Below are 16189 nucleotides of genomic sequence, written 5' to 3' on the forward strand. Positions count from 1 at the left end.
GCTCGCGTTGGCAAGGCCGACCCGTACACGGACGGTGCCCGCATCGTAGCCGGCCTGGACCGCACTGGTGTGTCGGCTAGCCCGGCCCGCAGCGTTGACGCTTATACCGACGGCGCCCGCAGCGGCAAGTTCGACCCGTACACCGATGGCGCACGTATCGTCGCTGGCCTGGATCGCACCGGTGTGTCGGGCAGCCCGGCTCGCAGCGTGGATGCCTATACCGACGGTGCACGTACCGGCAAGTTCGACGTGTTCACGGAAGGCGCCAACGCCTGAGCTACGCGCGACGCCTGAACACGCTGTGAATCAATCGGTCATCCAATGAATGCGGCGATGGCAAAGAGCCGGTAACACGGCTCTTTGCCATTGCCGGCGCCTCGAGGGTCCGCCGAAAGGTGGGTGCATGCCATGACGACTCCGTCCGTACGCGATCAACTGCTGGAGCACACCCTGGTGCTGGTGCGGCAGCGGGGTTTCAATGGATTCAGTTATCGGGACCTTGCCGAGCGGGTAGGGGTCAAGACCTCCAGCATCCATTATCACTTTCCGTCCAAGGAGGACCTGGTGCAGGCGGCGGTGACGGAGTACAGCGCCCGCAACGCGCAGCGCGTGCGCGACATCGACACCAGCCTGCCGGTGGACGAGCAGGCTCGCGCTTACCTCGCGCCCTGGCTGGCCACTGCGGGCGGCGACGCCATCTGCCTGGTGGGCATGCTGTCCACGGATGCCGTGTTCCTGCCGGAAGCGGTGCATCGCATCCTCAAGGATTTCTACCGCCTGCACGAGGCCTGGCTCACGCGCCTGCTGGAAACCGCGCAGGCCGTGCGGCACAAGGCCCTGCCAATCCCGCCGCAGGCGCTGGCACAAGCCGTGTTTGGCGCGCTGCAAAGCGGGCTGGTGGTTGCGAGGCTGTTCGGCGCGCCACAGCGTATCGAGGCGGCGGCAGACCTGTTGACGGCATCGGTATCGGCCTGGGCGGCCCCGGGGCGTGTCACGGGCCCGGGGCCCTGGGCGCTGCGCGCGCGGCGAGCCGCCGGCGCCGGTTGAACCAGAGCGGTGCCGCGCCAACCGCGATGCCGCCCAGGGCCACCACGCGCGTGGCCAGGTCGAAGCTGGGGATGCTGTACAGCCCGATGAACCACAGGAACGCTGCGCTGCAAGCGGGCCAAAGCACTAGCAGCAACAGCCTGGCAGGTGCGCGTGCGGTACCGCGCCGGCAGTGCCAGGCACAGGCGAAGCCGGCTAGCCCGTAATAGAACGCCACTTGGAAGCCGATGGCATTGACCGAGTCCTGGATGATCTGGCCCACGCTGTTGAAGCATGCCGACAGCGCCAGCAGCAGCAAGCCGAACGAGGCGATCACCGCGGTGGCCACCCACGGCGTGCGCCAGGTGCGGTGCAACTCGGCATAGCGCGGGTGCAGCAGGCCATCGCGGCCTTTAGCGTAGAGCGTGCGGGTGAATTGCAGGATCGAGGTCTCCAGCGTGCCCACGGTGCTGAGCATGACGGCCAGCACGGCCAGGTAGTCCCACGGGCGCGGGAACAGCCGCGCGGCGAGCGCAAACACCACGTTGGTGCCGGCTCGGCGGATTTCCTGGTCGCTCAGCACGGCCTGGCTGGCGATGACGAAGGCCATGAACAGTGCCAGCACGATGACCATCGCCATCAAGGCGCCGCGCCCGGGCGCACGCGCCGGATCGCGCGTTTCCTCGGTCAGGTTCGCCGTCACGTCCCAGCCCCAGAAGAAGAACAACGCCACCAGCGCTCCATTGGCAAACAGCTGCGGGGTAAAGGCAAATGGTGACAGCATGGCCAGCGAGGGCGGGTGGGCAAGCGGCAGCGGCGCGCGCAGCAGGGCCGCGAGCACGATCGCGCCCAGCACCCCGACCTCGGCCAGCGTCATCGCCACCTGGGTGTAGCTGGTCAGCTTGACCCCCTTGACCACGACCACGCTTACCGCCAGCAGCCAGCCTGCGGCGACCAGGGTCACCACGGGCGGGCGCTCCGCCAGCGCCGGATCGAACAGGAGCAGGGTGGCGGTGGCGGCCGGAATGGTGCCGGATACCATGAATACCGCCGACGCCACCAACAGCGTCCAGCCCGCGAAAAAACCGAGCACCGGATGGAAGATCTCGCAGACCCAGGTGTAGCAGGCGCCCGCGCTGGGCTGCAGCCGGTTCAGTTGCTGGTAGGACAGCGTCACGCCGAACATGATCAGGCCACAATACAGCAGGCTGGCCGGCGCCAGGCTCCCCACCATCGCGACCAGCGTGGCGGTGGTGGCCGCTAGGCTGAAGGCGGGCGCCGTACCCGCCACGCCCATGACGACGGATTCGCCCAGCCCGAGTGCGCCTGCGTCCAGCGTTGCCGGTGAATTCCGATCCATGGCGAAGCTCCCCGTGCCATCGGTGGCCGGTGGCGGCCTGCCGACAGCACCGTGCGCGAGCCCGTGGGGGCGGGCATGCTTGAGGCAACTATACTGCCTGCCCCCGCGTTTTCAACTGCTTGCGTGGTTCACGGGCATTGCCGCAGTGCCCCGGCCAGCCAGTCGATCACGGGCCGGAACCGGGAAGCGCCGCGGAATTCCTGCGGATATGCCAGCCAGATTTCCCGCACCACCTCCGGGACCTCGCGCACCAGCGTGAGCCGGGCATCGTCCCGCGCCAGGTAGTGCGGTAGCAGGCCGATGCCCAAGCCGTTGCGGATGGCCTCGCGCACTGCCAGCAGGTTGTTCGACTGGAACCCCGTGCGTGCCGCCAGCGTGCGCGTCCATTCGGATTCCGGCAGCGCCAGGCCTTCGTCCAGCAGGCCACATAATGGCGCGCCGTCGAGATCCTGCTCGCGCCACGGGCCGGCGTTGTCGGGCCGTACCGGCGCATACAGGCCAAAGCCCATGCTGCCCGCGCGCTGCGCGATGGCATCGCTTTCCTGCGGCCGCGCCAGCCGCACCGCGATGTGGGCGCGGCGCCGCGCCAGGCTGGCGATGCGGTTGTCCGTTTCCAGCCTGACCTCGAGTTGCGGGTGCGCGCGATAGAGCCCGAACATGCGTGGTGTCAGGAAGTGGCTGCCGAGCGCGGCGGTGCAGGCGATGCTGACCACGCCGGAGACGCCGCTGCCGGCGTCCTCCACTTCGCGCAGCAAGCGCTGCGCCGAACTCTCCATCTGCTGCGCCGCGGCCAGTGCCGAGCGGCCGGCCGCCGAGAGCGCGAACGCGCCATCGGTGCGTGTTGCCACGGGCTTGCCGAGCGCTGTCTCAAGCCGCCGGATGCGGCGGATCGCTGTCGCGTGCGTGACCTCAAGCTCGCGGGCGCAGGCCGAGTAGTTGCCGGTGCGGATCAGCGTGGACAGGGTGAGCAGGTCATCCCAGTGGAGTGAGCGTTTTTGCACAATGGATGTGAGCCGGTTGAGAATTGGCGAACAGCATAGCGCGGCTTATCATCGCTTGCATGGTAGTCGCCCTCGTCGTGCCTACCCGTTCATCCCCACGCAGTTTCCATCACGTGATGCATAAGCAAAAGGAGCCATGATGACCACACCCTTTACCCTGCTCGACCTCGCCGGCGCCAGCCGTCTTCCTTCGGCGTGGGAGGCCGCCACGCTGGTGCTGATCGACCACCAGCGCGAGTATGTCAACGGCAAGCTCCCGCTGGTGGGCATGCCCGCTGCCACCGCGGCCTGCGGCGAACTCCTGGCGCTGGCGCGCCGCCATGGCAGCCCGGTGGTGCACGTGGTGCATCACGGGCGGGCCGGCAGCGGCGGCGCCTTCGATCCCGAGGGCCCATATGCGACCATCATCCAGGGCCTGGAGCCGCTTGGCGGCGAGCACACCGTGGTCAAGGGCCTGCCCAACAGCTTTGCCGGCACAACGCTGGCGGCCATGCTGGACAAGCTAGGGCGCAAGGAGCTGATCGTGGCGGGCTTCCAGACGCATATGTGCATCAGCGCCACGGTGCGCTCAGCGCTCGATCATGGCTATCGCAGCACGGTGGTGGCATCGGCCTGCGCCACGCGCGACCTGCCTGACCCGCTGGGCGGGGCGCCGCTCTCGGCAGCGGAAATCCACCGTCACTCGCTGGCGGCGCTGCATGACCGCTTTGCCACCGTGGTGGCTGGCCCTGGCGCCTGGGCCTGAGTTGGCTGGAAAGGGGTGCCGGGCGGATCCCGTGCGGGGCCGCGCGGGGCCGTCGCACGGCTTGCAAATTGGTGCGCCGCCCATGGGGCTGGTGCATACTACGGCCTCGCTGCCAGCCAGCGAGATCCGTCCGCAACCGATTTTCCATTTCCATGAAACGCATTCTCCTCATCAAGATCACCTCTTTGGGCGATATGGTGCACACACTGCCGTTGGTGTCCGACCTGCGGCGCGCCTATCCCGAGGCAAAGATCGACTGGGTGGCCGATGCGTCGTGTGCCGATATTCCGCGCTGGGCAGTGGGCGTGGATCGCGTGATCGCGCCGCCGCTGCGCGGCTTCAAGAAATCCCGCAGCTGGGCCGACCTGCGTGCCATCATCGGCGCGCTGTGGGCCCTGCGCCGCGAGAAGTACGATGTGGTGGTGGATGTGCACGGCGTGTACAAGAGCGCCATCGTGGCCTGGCTGGCGCGCTCCAGCCGGCGCCTGGGTTACGCCGCCGAGTACCTTGGCGAGGCGCGCGCCGTGTTTGCCTACACGCAGATCTTCGGGCCGCATGGCGACGCTACCGCGCGTCACAAGATGCGCATGGTGGTGGCCAACGGGCTTGGCTATGCGCTGGATCCCGTTGAGCATTACGCGCTGCGCGTGCCCGCGCCCGCGGCACCGCTCAATGCCGATGGCGTGCCACGCGCGATGCTGTTCCACGCGACCTCCGTCGAGGCCAAGAAATGGCCTGCGCAGCGCTGGATCTCGGTCGGCAAGACGCTCACCGAGCGTGGCTACAAGATCCAGTTGCCCTGGGGCTCGCCCGCGGAGCGCGAGCAATCCGAAGCCCTGGCGGCGGAGATCCCCGGTGCCGAGGTCCTGCCGCGCATGACCATTACCGAATGCGCGCAACGCGTGGATGCCGCCGCGCTCGTGGTTGGCACCGATACCGGCTTCGTGCATCTGGCGGATGCGCTGGGCAAGCCGTCGGTGATGTTGTTCACGGTCACCGACAGCCGGCACTTCGGCATTAACACGCCCGGGCAGTCCGTCTCCGTTGGCGCGCGTGGCGTGGTGCCGGAGATTGCGGACGTGCTCGCCGCGATCGGCCAGGTCACGGGCGGCCAGTCCAGGCCGCAACGGGTGGCCGCCAGCCAGGGCTGATTGCCGCCCGCCCCGCCGCAACGGCGGGGCGTTCTGTCCACTTGCGCGGCACCGGCAGTTCCCGGCGCCCGCGCCGCTCCCCTTGTTCATCACGGAATGCAGGCCGTCCATCTGGGCGGCCGCCTGCGTTGCCCACGCTTGCCCGCATTTTTGTCTTGCGTTCTATATCGACTGATATACAATGCGTTCTGTATCGTGTGATACAGAATATATCCACCCCAACCGACCCAAGTCAGGCAAGCCGGAGCCACCATGGCGCGACCACGTGAATTTGATGAGAAGCAGGTGCTGGAGGCAGCGGGAGACGCATTCTGGGCGAATGGCTTCGAGGCCACCTCCACGCGCGATCTCGTGAAGTGCACGGGCTTGACGCAGCCCAGCCTGTACAACGCATTTGGCGACAAGCGCGGGTTGTTCCTGCGCGCGCTGGAGCACTACCTCGACCGTACCCTGCGCGAGCGCATCGGCCGGCTGGAAACTTCGCAATCGCCCGCGCATGCCATTGCGGCGTTCTTTGGCGAGATCGTCGAGCGCTCGGTCGCGGACGTGCAGCGCCGCGGCTGCATGCTGGTCAATGCGGCGGTGGAGTCCACGCCCGGCGACGAAGCCTGCCGGAGCGGCATCGCCAATGAACTCGCCCAGATCCAGGATTTTTTCCAGCGCTGCATGGTAGCGGGGCAGGCGAGCGGCGAGATTCCCGCGGCCGTGCCGGCGGCGGATGCAGCTGCGCATCTGCTGGCGGTGCTGCTCGGCGTGCGCGTGCTGGCCCGGGTCAGGCCGGAACGGGCGTTGCTGACGGCGGCCGTTGCGCCGGTGCTTAGCCTGCTGGGCCTGCCGCCGCTGCCCGCCGGACCGCGCACGGCATGAGCCCGCATGAGCACAACAAACACCACACGTATCCATAGGAATGCACCATGTCCGAGCAGACAGCCACCATCCCCGGTCCCACGGCATTGACGCTCGATGCCCGCGCGTTGTCCGCCACGCTCGCAGGGTTGTGTGCCAGCCTGGTGGCCATCGGCCTGGCGCGCTTCGCCTACACGCCGCTGATTCCGCCGCTGATCCAGGCGCACTGGTTCACGTCGTCGCAGGCGGTGACGCTGGGCGCGGCAAACTTCGCGGGCTACCTGGCCGGCGCGCTGCTGGGCCGGCCGATTGCCACGGCGCTGTCGAACCGTAACGCGCTGCGTTTGCTGATGGTGATTGCCACCGCCGCGTTCTTTGCCTGCGCGTACCCGTTGTCGGTGAGCTGGTTCTTTGTCTGGCGCTTTGCTTCCGGCGTGTCCGGCGGCGCCATCATGGTGCTGGTCGCCACCACGGTCCTGCCGCATATCCCGGCCGCGCGGCGCGGCTTTGCCAGCGGCATGATCTTCCTGGGGCTCGGGCTGGGCATCGCCGCCTCGGGCACCATCATTCCGGAGTTGCTGCGCCTGGGTTTGAAGGACACGTGGATCGGGCTGGGCGTGTTCGCGGCCATCCTCACCGCCGTGAGCTGGTTCGGTTGGCCGGGCGCCGCACCGGCGGTAGCGGCGTCCAGCGTGAACGCAAGGCCGGCTCGGCGTGCGAGCACCGCCATGCGCGTGCTGTATGGCCAGTACGCCGCGAACGCGCTGGGCCTTGTGCCCGCCATGGTGCTGCTGGTCGACTACGTGGCGCGCGGGCTCGGCCGTGGTGCGCAGATCGGCGCAGGCTATTGGGTCTTGTATGGTGTCGCTGCCATCGCCGGCCCCCTGGTGTGCGGCAACGTGGCCGACCGCATCGGCTTTGGCCCTGCCTATCGCCTTGCGTTGCTGTTGCAGGCGATTGCCGTGGGTACGCTCGCGTTGTCGGGCAGCCCGTTGCTGGTCGGCGTCGCCACCGTGGTCCTGGGCCTGTTCACGCCCGGCATCGTGCCGCTCGTGCTTGGGCGCATTCACGAGATGGTTGCGCATGACCATGCCGAGCAGCGCGCCGCGTGGAGCCGCGCCACCACCGCTTTCGCGCTGTTCCAGGCGCTTGGCGGCTACGGCTACTCGTACCTGTTCACGGTGTCCCACAACAATTACGCGCTGATCTTCCTGTGCGGCGCCACGGCGCTGGGCGTGGCGTTGGTCGCCGATCTCCTCACCCGGCGCGCGCCGCTTGCGGTGGCTGCGCACTGAAATGGCGCGGCGACGCAAAAAAACCAGGCGTTCTAGAATGAGATGCCATGCCTGGCGCAAGCCGGCGCCACAGACAGCAAGGAGTCTCCCTCATGAGTGAAAGTCCGTTGTTCCAACCCTTTTCGATTGGCAATCTTCGGCTGGAAAACCGCATCGTGATCGCGCCCATGTGCCAGTACTCGGCCGAGGAAGGCTCGGCTGGCGACTGGCACATGATCCACCTCGGCCAGCTCGCGCTGTCGGGCGCCGCCATGCTGATCATCGAGGCGTCGGCCGTGTCGCCGCAGGGGCGCATTACGCCGGGGGATCTCGGCCTGTACTCGGATGCGAACGAGGCGGCGCTCGGCAAGGTGATCAAGGCCGTCAGGGCGCATTCGCCGATCGCGCTGGCGATACAGCTGGCGCATGCCGGGCGCAAGGCATCGAGCCGCGCGCCCTGGGAAGGCGGCAGCCAGATCCGGCCGGACCAGCCGTCAGGCTGGAAGACGCTGGCGCCATCCGCCGTGCCGCACGCCGAGGGCGAGGATGCGCCGTTGGCGCTCGACCGCGCGGGCATGGACAAGGTGCGGGACGATTTCGTTGCCGCGGCCAGGCGCGCGGCCCGCCTCGGACTCGATGGCATCGAGCTCCACATGGCGCATGGCTACCTGCTGCATCAGTTCCTGTCGCCGCTGGCGAACAAGCGTGATGACGAATACGGCGGCAGCCTGGAGAACCGCATGCGGTTCCCGATCGAGGTGTTCGACGCCGTGCGCGCGGCTTTTCCCGCGGACCAGCCAGTCTGGGCTCGCATCTCGGCCACCGACTGGGTGCCGGGCGGCTGGGACATCGAAGGCACGATCGCGCTGTCGAACGCGCTCAAGGCACGTGGCTGCGCGGCCATCCATGTGACCACCGGCGGCGTTTCGCCAGCGCAGGCGATCAAGCTGGGGCCGGGCTACCAGGTGCCTTACGCGCAGCGGGTCAAGGCGGAGGTGGGCTTGCCGACCATCGCGGTGGGGCTCATCACCGAGCCCGAGCAGGCGCAAGCCATCATTGCCAGCGGCGAAGCCGATGCGGTGTCGCTGGCGCGCGCCATGCTCTACGATCCGCGCTGGGCATGGCATGCGGCGGCCAAGCTTGGCGCGCAGGTGCATGCGCCTAAGCAATACTGGCGCTCGCAGCCGCGCGAGTACAAGGACCTGTTCATGGATGCCAGTTTCGGGCAGCGCTAGGCTGCGCCGGAAAGCAAGCGGCGTCCGGTTTTCGCAGGGGAAGCCGGACGCCGTCGTCTTGCACAGGCTGAGCCAGCCGATCCATCAATCGGCCTGGATGCCGAACTCCTTGACGATCTTGGCGTAGCGTGTCGCGTCCGACGCGATCAACTTGCTCAGCGTAGCGGGCTCGCCGCCAACGGGCGTGATGGCGATGGTTGCCATGCGTGCCACCACGTCAGGCATTTTCAGGATGTCGTTGATGTGCGTATTCAGCGTTTTCACCAACTCCGGCGGCAGTCCCTTGGGTGCCAGCAGCGCTTGCCACGCGCCCACCTCCACATCCTTGTAGCCCAGCTCCGCGAGCGTCGGCACATTCGGCGCGAACGGCGAGCGCTTCATGTCCGCGACGGCTAGCGGCACGATGGCGCCCGTGCCGATGTACTGCGCCACCGCGCCCAGCGTGGAGTATGTCATCGGCACTTGCCCGCCGAGCACGTCGACCACCGCCGGCGCGGTGCCGCGATACGGCACCTGCGAGATGTTCACGCCCGCGGCCTTGTTGAACAGCTCGCCAAGGATGTGCATGGGCGATCCGTTGCCAGGCGAGGCGTAGGTCCGCACAGTACCCGCCTTGGCGCGCGCGACCAGCTCGGGCAGCTTGGTGATGCCCGTGCCTTTGTTGACCACCACGAACAGCGACTGCACGCCAAGCTGGGCCACTGGCGTGAAATCGCCGCGCACGTCATAGCTGGCGCCCGTGCCGTTCTTGAGCACCAGCGGCGCGATGGCAACGGTGTTGGGCGCGACCAGCAAGGTATAGCCGTCGGCGGCCGATTTGGCGACGTATGCGCTGCCGATGGTGCCGGCCGCGCCGGTGCGGTTCTCGACCACCACGGACTGGCGCAGGCGCCCCGAGAGTTTCTCGGCGAGCAGGCGGGCCAGCACGTCGGTATCGCCGCCGGCCGGGTAGGCAACGACCAGCGTGATGGGTTTGGTGGGGTAGGCCTGCGCTCCGGCGCCGCCTGCCATCATGGCAGTCGTGGCCGCGATGGCGGCAAACAGAATGCGAGTTGCGAGCTTCATGGGGAAACGCCTCTAGATTGACTTCGTGCTGGCATGCAGCGCGTTGCGCGGCGCATGCCAGCCAGTGCCGCGCAGCGACGCGCCGGCGCTTAGAACGTGTGCTTGATGCCGATCATCGTGCCCAGCTGGTTGCCGCCGGGCTTCGGGTTGGAACCCGTCTGGGCAGCGCTGACCGACAGGGCGAGCTGGCCGCCGTTGTCGATGTAGCCAGCCGTGGCGTACACGGAGGTGCGCTTGGAGAAGGCGTAGGTACCACGCAGCGCGTACAGCATCGCCTTGTTGTCGCTGTTGTGGTACTTGAGGTAGTAGACCTGGCCGGCCAGCGTGAACGCCGGCGTGATGTCATATGCCAGGCCCGCATACCAGAGTTCGCTGCGCGGCGTGGGGCTGCCGTCATTGTCGCGGCGGATCACGCCCAGGCCCATCTTGGTCTTGGACAGCAGCACGTAGCCATTGAGCGAGAGACGGTCGTCCGTCAGGTTGCTTTTGGTCAGGCCGCCAAACGCGCCAGGCCCGCCACGCAGCGAGTCGTAGGCCGCGGCCACGCCCCACCACTTGTTGTCGTACTGGAGCAGGGCCGACCATTCGCGGCATTGCTTGCTGTCAGCCGCATTCTCGCCCGCGCAGTTGGCGCCGGCCGGGCTCGGGCCCGCGTTCACCGTGTCGCGGCCAAAGCTATAGGTGGCACCCACCGTGAAGCCGCCAAACGTGCCCTTGTAGGAAACGGCGTTGTCGGCGCGCGCGTTCGGCAGATAGCTGTCGAGCGAGCCCGAGCCGTACACGTTGGGGCCGAGGATGTCCGGGTCCAGCGTGGCCCAGAACAGCATGGTGTACTGCCGGCCCAGGGCGACCTGGCCCCAGGGTCCGGAGAGTCCCACCAATGCTTGCCTGCCGAACAGGCGCGCGCCTTGGTTGGAGGTGCCGGAATCGGGAGCGAATCCGGATTCGAGCACAAACAGGCTCTTGAGCCCGCCACCGAGATCTTCCGTGCCGCGGATGCCCCAGCGCGACGGCACCGTGCCCGTCAGGGTGTTCATGCGGGCCACGTTGTCCTTCGCCACGCCAACATTGTTCACATACTCGATGCCGGTATCGACGACGCCATACAGCGTCACTGTCGATTGGGCCGAGGCCAGCATGGGTACTGCGGCTGCAAGGGCAGCCAGTGCAATCCGTCCAGGTTTCATCGTTCGTTTCCTCTTCCTTTTCCTTTTCCGCCGTGTCGGTTGGTTGGCGTTGCAGCGCTTCGTCAGGCCATCTTCGAGCTGGGTCTATGCATACCGTAAGGCGCACTTTCCTGCTTCTTGTGTTTTATAGGTAAAACATCAAACTACATAAGAAACAACAAGCAAAATATAGCTGGTCATTTCGGGAAATACATGGGTGGGTAATCCCTAGTGATGTGGAGACGCGACGCGTGTTCCGCACCAGAACGGTGCCGCTGCGCACCATGCTGCGCAGCGGCGAGGAGGGCGGGCGAGCGGCCGCCATGGCGGGGAGCCGCGCCTGTATTGGTATGCAAGGCTGCGCAAGGCCGTGGCGCCAAAAAGGGGATTTGCGAGCGCGCCAACGCCGGCGGAGAGCCGGGCCCGAGCGAATTTTTTTGCAGGGGGTTAACCCGGATCAATTTCCAGATTCAGGCGGTCTATATTTCTTAAGTTTTATTTGCAAACTATGGTTTCATATATGAAACAAAATAATCCGACGCAGGCACTCCAGCCGGATGAAGCGTTGCTCCGCGCACTCGATAGCGGCTTCAGCGAGCGGCGCATAGCCGCCGGCCACGGCGGCGCGCCGCTCGCCTACCGGTGCGGCGGCAGCCACGGGCCTGTGGTGGTGCTGCTGCACGGCATCAGTTCCGGCGCGGCCTCCTGGCTGTCGTGCGCAAGCCTGCTGGCGGCGCACGCGCGCGTGATTGCGTGGGATGCGCCCGGCTATGGCAATTCGCAGGCCCTGCCTATCGCGGCGCCCAAGGCGGCCGACTACGCGCTGCGCCTGCAGGATCTGATGCGCGCCCTGGACGTGCGGCCCGATGTGATCGTGGGGCACTCGCTCGGCGCGTTGATGGCGGCCGCCTATGTGGCCGAGGCTAGCCCGGCGCTGCTGCCCGCGCAGTTGCTGCTGCTTAGCCCGGCGCAGGGATACGGCGGCCCCGGCAAGGAGGACAAGGCAAGGGATGTGGCGCGCCAGCGGCTCGAAGCGCTGGCGGCGGTGGGCGTGGAAGGCCTGGCCGAGCGGGGTCCCGGCCGCCTGCTGAGCGCCGCGGCCAGCGCCGACATGCAAGCGTGGGTGCGCTGGAATATGCGCCGGCTGGATCCGGACGGTTACCGGCAGGCGGTGGCGATGCTGTGCGGCGATGCCATTGACGATTACCTCGGGCGCCGGGGGCAGGGCGTCAGGGCGCAGGTTGGCTGCGGCGCGCTGGACGTCGTGACGCCGCCGCCCGGGTGCGCGGCGCTAGCGGAGCGCTTTGCCTTGCCGTTCGAGTTGATCCCGGATGCCGGGCATGCCTGCTATGTGGAGCAGGCCAGCCGTGTCGCGGGATGGATTCGCCGCGGGCTTGCCGCGGCTTAGCCTTCCCCTTCCTGCTGCCTCGTACCCACCCGCCTCAGGCTGTCGCGCCGATGCCGATGCCACGTTCTCGTGGCATCGGCATATCCGAAGGGTAAACCCCAGTCAATTTTTGAAGTTTCGTTGTCTATAGTGGTGTCTGTGTTCAATATTTAAATCAGCGTTTTACAAGTGAAACAGAACGCTGGGTTAGCCGGTTGGCAAAAAGGGAAAGGAGTAGCGCAATGGAAAACCTCGCATACAACCCGAATCTGGCGCCGTGGGAGCGTCCGGCTCCGAACAATGTCGCCGGCAAGGGCCACATCGAGCAGCCCGGCAAGGTGCCCAACATCGTGTGGCAGACCCGCGCCGCCATGCCCACCGCCTATGAAGACGCGCTGGGCGATGCGCTGGAGGCCGCCTTCGAATCGGGTGCGAAAAGCCCGGAAGACATCGTGCGTTCGTTCAACCAGGCGGGATTGCTGGGCGCGGATGGCCAGGCCTGGACAGAAGAGCGTTTCCTCGCCGAAATGCGTCGCCTGGGCGCCTGAACGAGGCACCACGCAGTTCAAGAACATCAAAGCGATTGCGTCGCGAAGGGCAGTGCAATCAGGCGCCCCTCGAAAGAGCGATCCGATCCGGTACCCGCAAGAGAGCAAACAATGGAATCGAACAAGCAAGCGCGTGCTGAGGCGCGTCTGAACACCGGCCTGCACAACTATTGGTATCCGGTATCGGCCGCATGGTCGGTCACGCACGCACCGGTCGGCATTACGCGCCTGGGCCAGAACATCGTGCTGTGGCGAGATGGCGAAGGCCAGGTGCACGCGCTGGAAGATCGCTGCCCGCACCGCGGCGCGCGCCTGTCGATGGGCTGGAACCTTGGCGACCGCGTGGCCTGCTGGTACCACGGCGTGGAAGTGGGTGGCGATGGCCAGGTCAAGAGCGTACCGGCCGTGGACAGCTGCCCGCTCGAAGGCAAGACCTGCGTGCGCAGCTACCCCGTGCAAGAAAAAGCCGGTGCCATCTTCCTGTGGTTCGGTGAGCGCGCTCCGGCGCAGGCCGATGCGCTGCGCCTGCCGGAAGAACTGGAAAGCGACGAGCACACCAGCTTCCTGTGCGTGGCGCACTGGGACTGCAACTACCGCTACGCCATCGACAACGTCATGGACCCGATGCACGGCGCTTACCTGCACGCGGTGTCGCACTCGATGGCCAGCGGCGAAAAGCAGGCTGTGATGGCCGTGCGCGAGACCGACACCGGCCTGGTGTTCGAGAAGACCGGCCAGCGCGGCGTGAACTTCGACTGGGTGGAGTTCGGCGAAACCGGCACGATGTGGTTGCGCCTGGCCATCCCCTATCGCGCCAAGGTGGGCCCTGGCGGTCCCTTCGGCATCGTTGGCGTCGCCACGCCGGTGGATGAGGAGCATTGCATGGTGTTCTTCTGGCGCACCCGTCACGTGCAGGGTTGGGAGCGCGATGTCTGGCGCTTCCTGTACCGCAACCGCCTGGAGGGCCTGCACTGGGACGTGCTGGAGCAAGACCGCGTGGTGCTGGAAATGATGGCGCCGAACGCACGCGAGCACGAAACGCTGTACCAGCACGATGTCGGCATCACCCGCGTGCGCCGCCTGCTGCGCCGCCGTGCCGACCAGGAAGTGGCCGACGAGCCCGTAGCCATGCTCAAGCCGGTTGGCGGGGTGGCTAGCCATGCCTGAGATCGATCGCCATAACCTGCTGGCTGGCCGACGCGTGCTGGTGACCGGCGCCGCGCGTGGGCTTGGCCTGGCTTTTGCCACCGCGATTGCCGAAGCCGGCGGCGCGGTCGCCATGGCCGACATCCTCGCGGACCGTCTGGTTGAGGAAACCGCTGCGCTGCAGGCCCGCGGACTGAAGGTGCTGCCGTTCGTGCTCGACCTGGGCAACCCCGAATCGGTGAGCGCGTGCGCCACCGCTGCGGCGGCCGGGCTCGGCGGCCTGGACGGCCTGGTCAACAACGCCGCGGTGACAGACTCCGGCGGCCGCGACGCCAGCGCCATCGACATCGCCACCTGGGACCGCGTGATGAATATCAACGTGCGCGGCACCTGGCTGATGACCACCGCCTGCCTGCCGGCGCTGCGCGCCTCGGGCCGTGGCGCCATCATCAACCTGGCGTCTGACACGCCGCTGTGGGGCGCGCCCAACCTGCTGGCATACGTGGCGAGCAAGAGCGCCATCATCGGCATGACCCGCTCGCTGGCGCGCGAGCTGGGCGACGACCAGATCACCGTCAACGCCGTCGCACCGGGGCTGACCCTGGTAGAGGCAACCGAATACGTGCCTCAGAAGAGGCGCGACCTCTATCGCGAGCAACGCGCGATCTCCCGCGAGCAGCTACCCGAGGATGTATCCGGGGCCGTGCTGTTCGCCCTCTCCGACCTGTCCCGCTTCGTGACGGGCCAGACGCTGGCCGTCAACGGCGGCTTCGTCATGCACTGAGCTAGAAGGAATCCAAATGAGCGATCTTTCCCAACAAGACAACATCAAGCGTTCCTGGGAGCAGCCGTCTGGCGCTTCCTTCGACCAGTGGATGGAGAGCCGCGTCGCGCGCTTCTCCACCCGCCGCTACGACTGGGACGCGCTGAAGTTCCAGGCCGACTACGATCCCAAGTACCGCCGTGCGCAGATGCGTTACCTCGGCACCGGCGGCACCGGCGTGGCCACCGACACCAATACCGTGCCGTCCGAGAACTTCACGTTCTCGACCATGATCATCCCGGCCGGCCACGAAGGCCCGTCGCACCTGCACACGGACGTGGAAGAAGTCTTCTTCGTCATGCGCGGCAAGATCAAGCTGATCCTGGAAAAGGACGGCGAGCGTTTCGAAACCATCCTGACCGACCGCGACCTGGTCTCGGTGCCCCCCGGCGTGTACCGCGAGGAAATCAACATCGGCGAGGAAGACGCGCTGATGTGCGTGATGCTCGGCGCCAAGAAGCCGATCACGCCGACGTACCCGCCCGAGCATCCGCTCACCAAGGTCAAGCGCTGAAAAGCGGGAAGCCGGCGCGCCAAAGCAACCGCGGCCGTGCGCCGGACCCAGTGAAACACGAACCTCTCATGACTCAAGAACGCCTGTCGGAAGACACCCAGGACAAGTACATCGTGCCCGGACTGGAGCGCGGCCTGCGCCTGCTGGCTGAATTCAGCCGCCGCGACCGCACCTTGTCGGCGGCCGACCTGGCGCGCCGGCTCAAGGTGCCCCGCTCCACGGTGTTCCGGCTGCTGGCCACGCTGGAGATGATGGGCTTTGTCGAACGCACCGACGGCGGCCGCGACTACCGCCTCGGCATGGCGGTGCTGCGCCTGGGCTTCGAGTACCTGGCGTCGCTGGAACTCACCGAGCTGGGGCGCCCGCTGCTGGATCGCCTGCGTGATGACATTCGCTACCCGTGCAACCTGGTCGTGCGCGACGGCCGCTCGATTGTCTATGTGGCCAAGTCGGTGGCGCCCACGCCGTTCAGCAGCTCGGTCACCGTGGGGACCCGCCTGCCGGCGCACGCCACCGTGCTCGGACGCGTGCTGCTCGAAGACCTGACGCTGGCCGAGTTGCGCCAGCTCTATCCGGAGCCGCAACTGGAAGTGTTTACGCCCAGCACGCCGCGTACGGTCGAAGAACTGTTCGAGATGGTGCAGCGCGACCGTGAGCGCGGCGTGGTGCTGCAAGAAGCGTTCTTCGAGGCCAGCATCTCGACCATCGCGGCACCGGTGCGGGATCGTACCTGCAAGGTGGTGGCGGCGCTGGGCGTGACCATCCCGGCCTCGCGCATCGATCCGGAGCAACTGGACATGATGGAAGAGAAAGTCAGAGACACCGCGGGCGAGCTGTCTCGCCTGCTGGACTACCGCCCGCGCGAGCACGGCAAGGTGGTCAACCTGTATCGGGAGTGAGAA

16 protein-coding genes and 1 pseudogene are annotated in these 16189 nt (G+C 67.0%); 13 read left to right on the plus strand and 4 right to left on the minus strand.

All coding sequences use genetic code 11. The features are described from left to right. Both AC1RWI_RS04565 and AC1RWI_RS04570 read left to right on the plus strand, forming a co-directional pair. Nucleotides 1-276 (plus strand): annotated as a pseudogene (locus AC1RWI_RS04565) (copper resistance protein CopQ); the annotation flags it as partial. Nucleotides 277-408: 132 nt separating this feature from the next. Next, nucleotides 409-1047 (plus strand): TetR/AcrR family transcriptional regulator, encoded by a 639-nt coding sequence (locus AC1RWI_RS04570; protein WP_492864823.1) that lies wholly within the window; start codon nt 409-411, stop codon nt 1045-1047. Here AC1RWI_RS04570 and AC1RWI_RS04575 read toward each other — a convergent pair. Next, a complete protein-coding gene (locus AC1RWI_RS04575) occupies nt 992-2386 on the minus strand; it encodes an APC family permease (protein ID WP_492864825.1) in 1395 nt (464 codons plus the stop codon). The two genes, AC1RWI_RS04570 and AC1RWI_RS04575, sit on opposite strands and share 56 nt — an antisense overlap. Before the next feature lie 128 nt (nt 2387-2514). Beyond that, nucleotides 2515-3387 (minus strand): LysR family transcriptional regulator, encoded by an 873-nt coding sequence (locus AC1RWI_RS04580; protein WP_492864827.1) that lies wholly within the window; start codon nt 3385-3387, stop codon nt 2515-2517. Between the two features lie 139 nt (nt 3388-3526). Here AC1RWI_RS04580 and AC1RWI_RS04585 point away from each other — a divergent pair, with 139 nt between their 5' ends. The 5 genes from AC1RWI_RS04585 to AC1RWI_RS04605 all read left to right on the plus strand — a co-directional run bounded on the left by AC1RWI_RS04585 (nt 3527) and on the right by AC1RWI_RS04605 (nt 8638). Next, nucleotides 3527-4132, plus strand: a complete 606-nt coding sequence (locus AC1RWI_RS04585; RefSeq protein WP_492865017.1) for a cysteine hydrolase family protein — start codon at nt 3527-3529, stop codon at nt 4130-4132. Between the two features lie 152 nt (nt 4133-4284). After that, complete coding sequence (gene waaC, locus AC1RWI_RS04590) at nt 4285-5283, plus strand: lipopolysaccharide heptosyltransferase I (protein WP_492864829.1); 999 nt, start codon at nt 4285-4287, stop codon at nt 5281-5283. Nucleotides 5284-5535: 252 nt separating this feature from the next. Then, nucleotides 5536-6150 carry a TetR/AcrR family transcriptional regulator gene (locus AC1RWI_RS04595; protein ID WP_043347708.1) on the plus strand — a complete coding sequence of 205 codons (615 nt, stop codon included), beginning with the start codon at nt 5536-5538 and terminating at the stop codon, nt 6148-6150. Between the two features lie 47 nt (nt 6151-6197). Continuing rightward, nucleotides 6198-7424, plus strand: coding sequence for a YbfB/YjiJ family MFS transporter (locus AC1RWI_RS04600; protein WP_492864831.1), 1227 nt, complete (start codon nt 6198-6200; stop codon nt 7422-7424). Nucleotides 7425-7516: 92 nt separating this feature from the next. After that, nucleotides 7517-8638, plus strand: a complete 1122-nt coding sequence (locus AC1RWI_RS04605; RefSeq protein WP_492864833.1) for an NADH:flavin oxidoreductase/NADH oxidase — start codon at nt 7517-7519, stop codon at nt 8636-8638. 84 nt (nt 8639-8722) lie between these two features. On the opposite strand, the gene AC1RWI_RS04610 is transcribed toward AC1RWI_RS04605, so the two are convergent. Both AC1RWI_RS04610 and AC1RWI_RS04615 read right to left on the minus strand, forming a co-directional pair. Then, a complete protein-coding gene (locus AC1RWI_RS04610) occupies nt 8723-9703 on the minus strand; it encodes a Bug family tripartite tricarboxylate transporter substrate binding protein (protein ID WP_492864835.1) in 981 nt (326 codons plus the stop codon). An 89-nt stretch (nt 9704-9792) separates the two neighbouring features. Beyond that, the gene (locus AC1RWI_RS04615) at nt 9793-10890 is read right to left on the minus strand and encodes a porin (RefSeq protein WP_492864837.1); all 1098 of its coding nucleotides are present in this window, start codon (nt 10888-10890) and stop codon (nt 9793-9795) included. Nucleotides 10891-11389: 499 nt separating this feature from the next. Here AC1RWI_RS04615 and AC1RWI_RS04620 point away from each other — a divergent pair, with 499 nt between their 5' ends. The 6 genes from AC1RWI_RS04620 (at nt 11390) to AC1RWI_RS04645 (ending at nt 16186) form a co-directional block, all read left to right on the plus strand. Beyond that, on the plus strand, nt 11390-12277 hold the full coding sequence (locus AC1RWI_RS04620; RefSeq protein ID WP_492864839.1) for an alpha/beta fold hydrolase: 888 nt from the start codon (nt 11390-11392) through the stop codon (nt 12275-12277). 221 nt (nt 12278-12498) lie between these two features. After that, nucleotides 12499-12804 (plus strand): recombinase-like helix-turn-helix domain-containing protein, encoded by a 306-nt coding sequence (locus AC1RWI_RS04625; protein WP_043347691.1) that lies wholly within the window; start codon nt 12499-12501, stop codon nt 12802-12804. A 111-nt stretch (nt 12805-12915) separates the two neighbouring features. Next, complete coding sequence (locus AC1RWI_RS04630; protein ID WP_043347690.1) at nt 12916-13971, plus strand: Rieske 2Fe-2S domain-containing protein; 1056 nt, start codon at nt 12916-12918, stop codon at nt 13969-13971. Continuing rightward, entirely contained in the window at nt 13964-14734 is a 771-nt protein-coding gene (locus AC1RWI_RS04635) for an SDR family oxidoreductase (protein ID WP_043347686.1), read from the plus strand. The genes AC1RWI_RS04630 and AC1RWI_RS04635 overlap by 8 nt, the downstream gene beginning before the upstream one ends. Nucleotides 14735-14750: 16 nt before the next feature. Then, nucleotides 14751-15287, plus strand: a complete 537-nt coding sequence (locus AC1RWI_RS04640) for a cupin domain-containing protein (RefSeq protein WP_006157660.1) — start codon at nt 14751-14753, stop codon at nt 15285-15287. A 68-nt stretch (nt 15288-15355) separates the two neighbouring features. Then, entirely contained in the window at nt 15356-16186 is an 831-nt protein-coding gene (locus AC1RWI_RS04645; RefSeq protein WP_043347683.1) for an IclR family transcriptional regulator, read from the plus strand. Nucleotides 16187-16189: the final 3 nt, after the last annotated feature.

This window comes from Cupriavidus sp. MPR-AND1C, from assembly GCF_058809705.1.

Bases quoted from the DNA above. Each gene is read 5' to 3' on its own strand.
- AC1RWI_RS04585 (WP_492865017.1), top strand. From the start codon at position 3,527: ATGACCACACCCTTTACCCTGCTCGACCTCGCCGGCGCCAGCCGTCTT.
- AC1RWI_RS04575 (WP_492864825.1), bottom strand. From the start codon at position 2,386: ATGGATCGGAATTCACCGGCAACGCTGGACGCAGGCGCACTCGGGCTG.
- AC1RWI_RS04625 (WP_043347691.1), top strand. From the start codon at position 12,499: ATGGAAAACCTCGCATACAACCCGAATCTGGCGCCGTGGGAGCGTCCG.
- AC1RWI_RS04600 (WP_492864831.1), top strand. From the start codon at position 6,198: ATGTCCGAGCAGACAGCCACCATCCCCGGTCCCACGGCATTGACGCTC.
- AC1RWI_RS04605 (WP_492864833.1), top strand. From the start codon at position 7,517: ATGAGTGAAAGTCCGTTGTTCCAACCCTTTTCGATTGGCAATCTTCGG.
- AC1RWI_RS04595 (WP_043347708.1), top strand. From the start codon at position 5,536: ATGGCGCGACCACGTGAATTTGATGAGAAGCAGGTGCTGGAGGCAGCG.
- AC1RWI_RS04570 (WP_492864823.1), top strand. From the start codon at position 409: ATGACGACTCCGTCCGTACGCGATCAACTGCTGGAGCACACCCTGGTG.
- AC1RWI_RS04635 (WP_043347686.1), top strand. From the start codon at position 13,964: ATGCCTGAGATCGATCGCCATAACCTGCTGGCTGGCCGACGCGTGCTG.
- AC1RWI_RS04620 (WP_492864839.1), top strand. From the start codon at position 11,390: ATGAAACAAAATAATCCGACGCAGGCACTCCAGCCGGATGAAGCGTTG.
- AC1RWI_RS04645 (WP_043347683.1), top strand. From the start codon at position 15,356: ATGACTCAAGAACGCCTGTCGGAAGACACCCAGGACAAGTACATCGTG.
- AC1RWI_RS04615 (WP_492864837.1), bottom strand. From the start codon at position 10,890: ATGAAACCTGGACGGATTGCACTGGCTGCCCTTGCAGCCGCAGTACCC.
- waaC (WP_492864829.1), top strand. From the start codon at position 4,285: ATGAAACGCATTCTCCTCATCAAGATCACCTCTTTGGGCGATATGGTG.
- AC1RWI_RS04640 (WP_006157660.1), top strand. From the start codon at position 14,751: ATGAGCGATCTTTCCCAACAAGACAACATCAAGCGTTCCTGGGAGCAG.
- AC1RWI_RS04630 (WP_043347690.1), top strand. From the start codon at position 12,916: ATGGAATCGAACAAGCAAGCGCGTGCTGAGGCGCGTCTGAACACCGGC.
- AC1RWI_RS04610 (WP_492864835.1), bottom strand. From the start codon at position 9,703: ATGAAGCTCGCAACTCGCATTCTGTTTGCCGCCATCGCGGCCACGACT.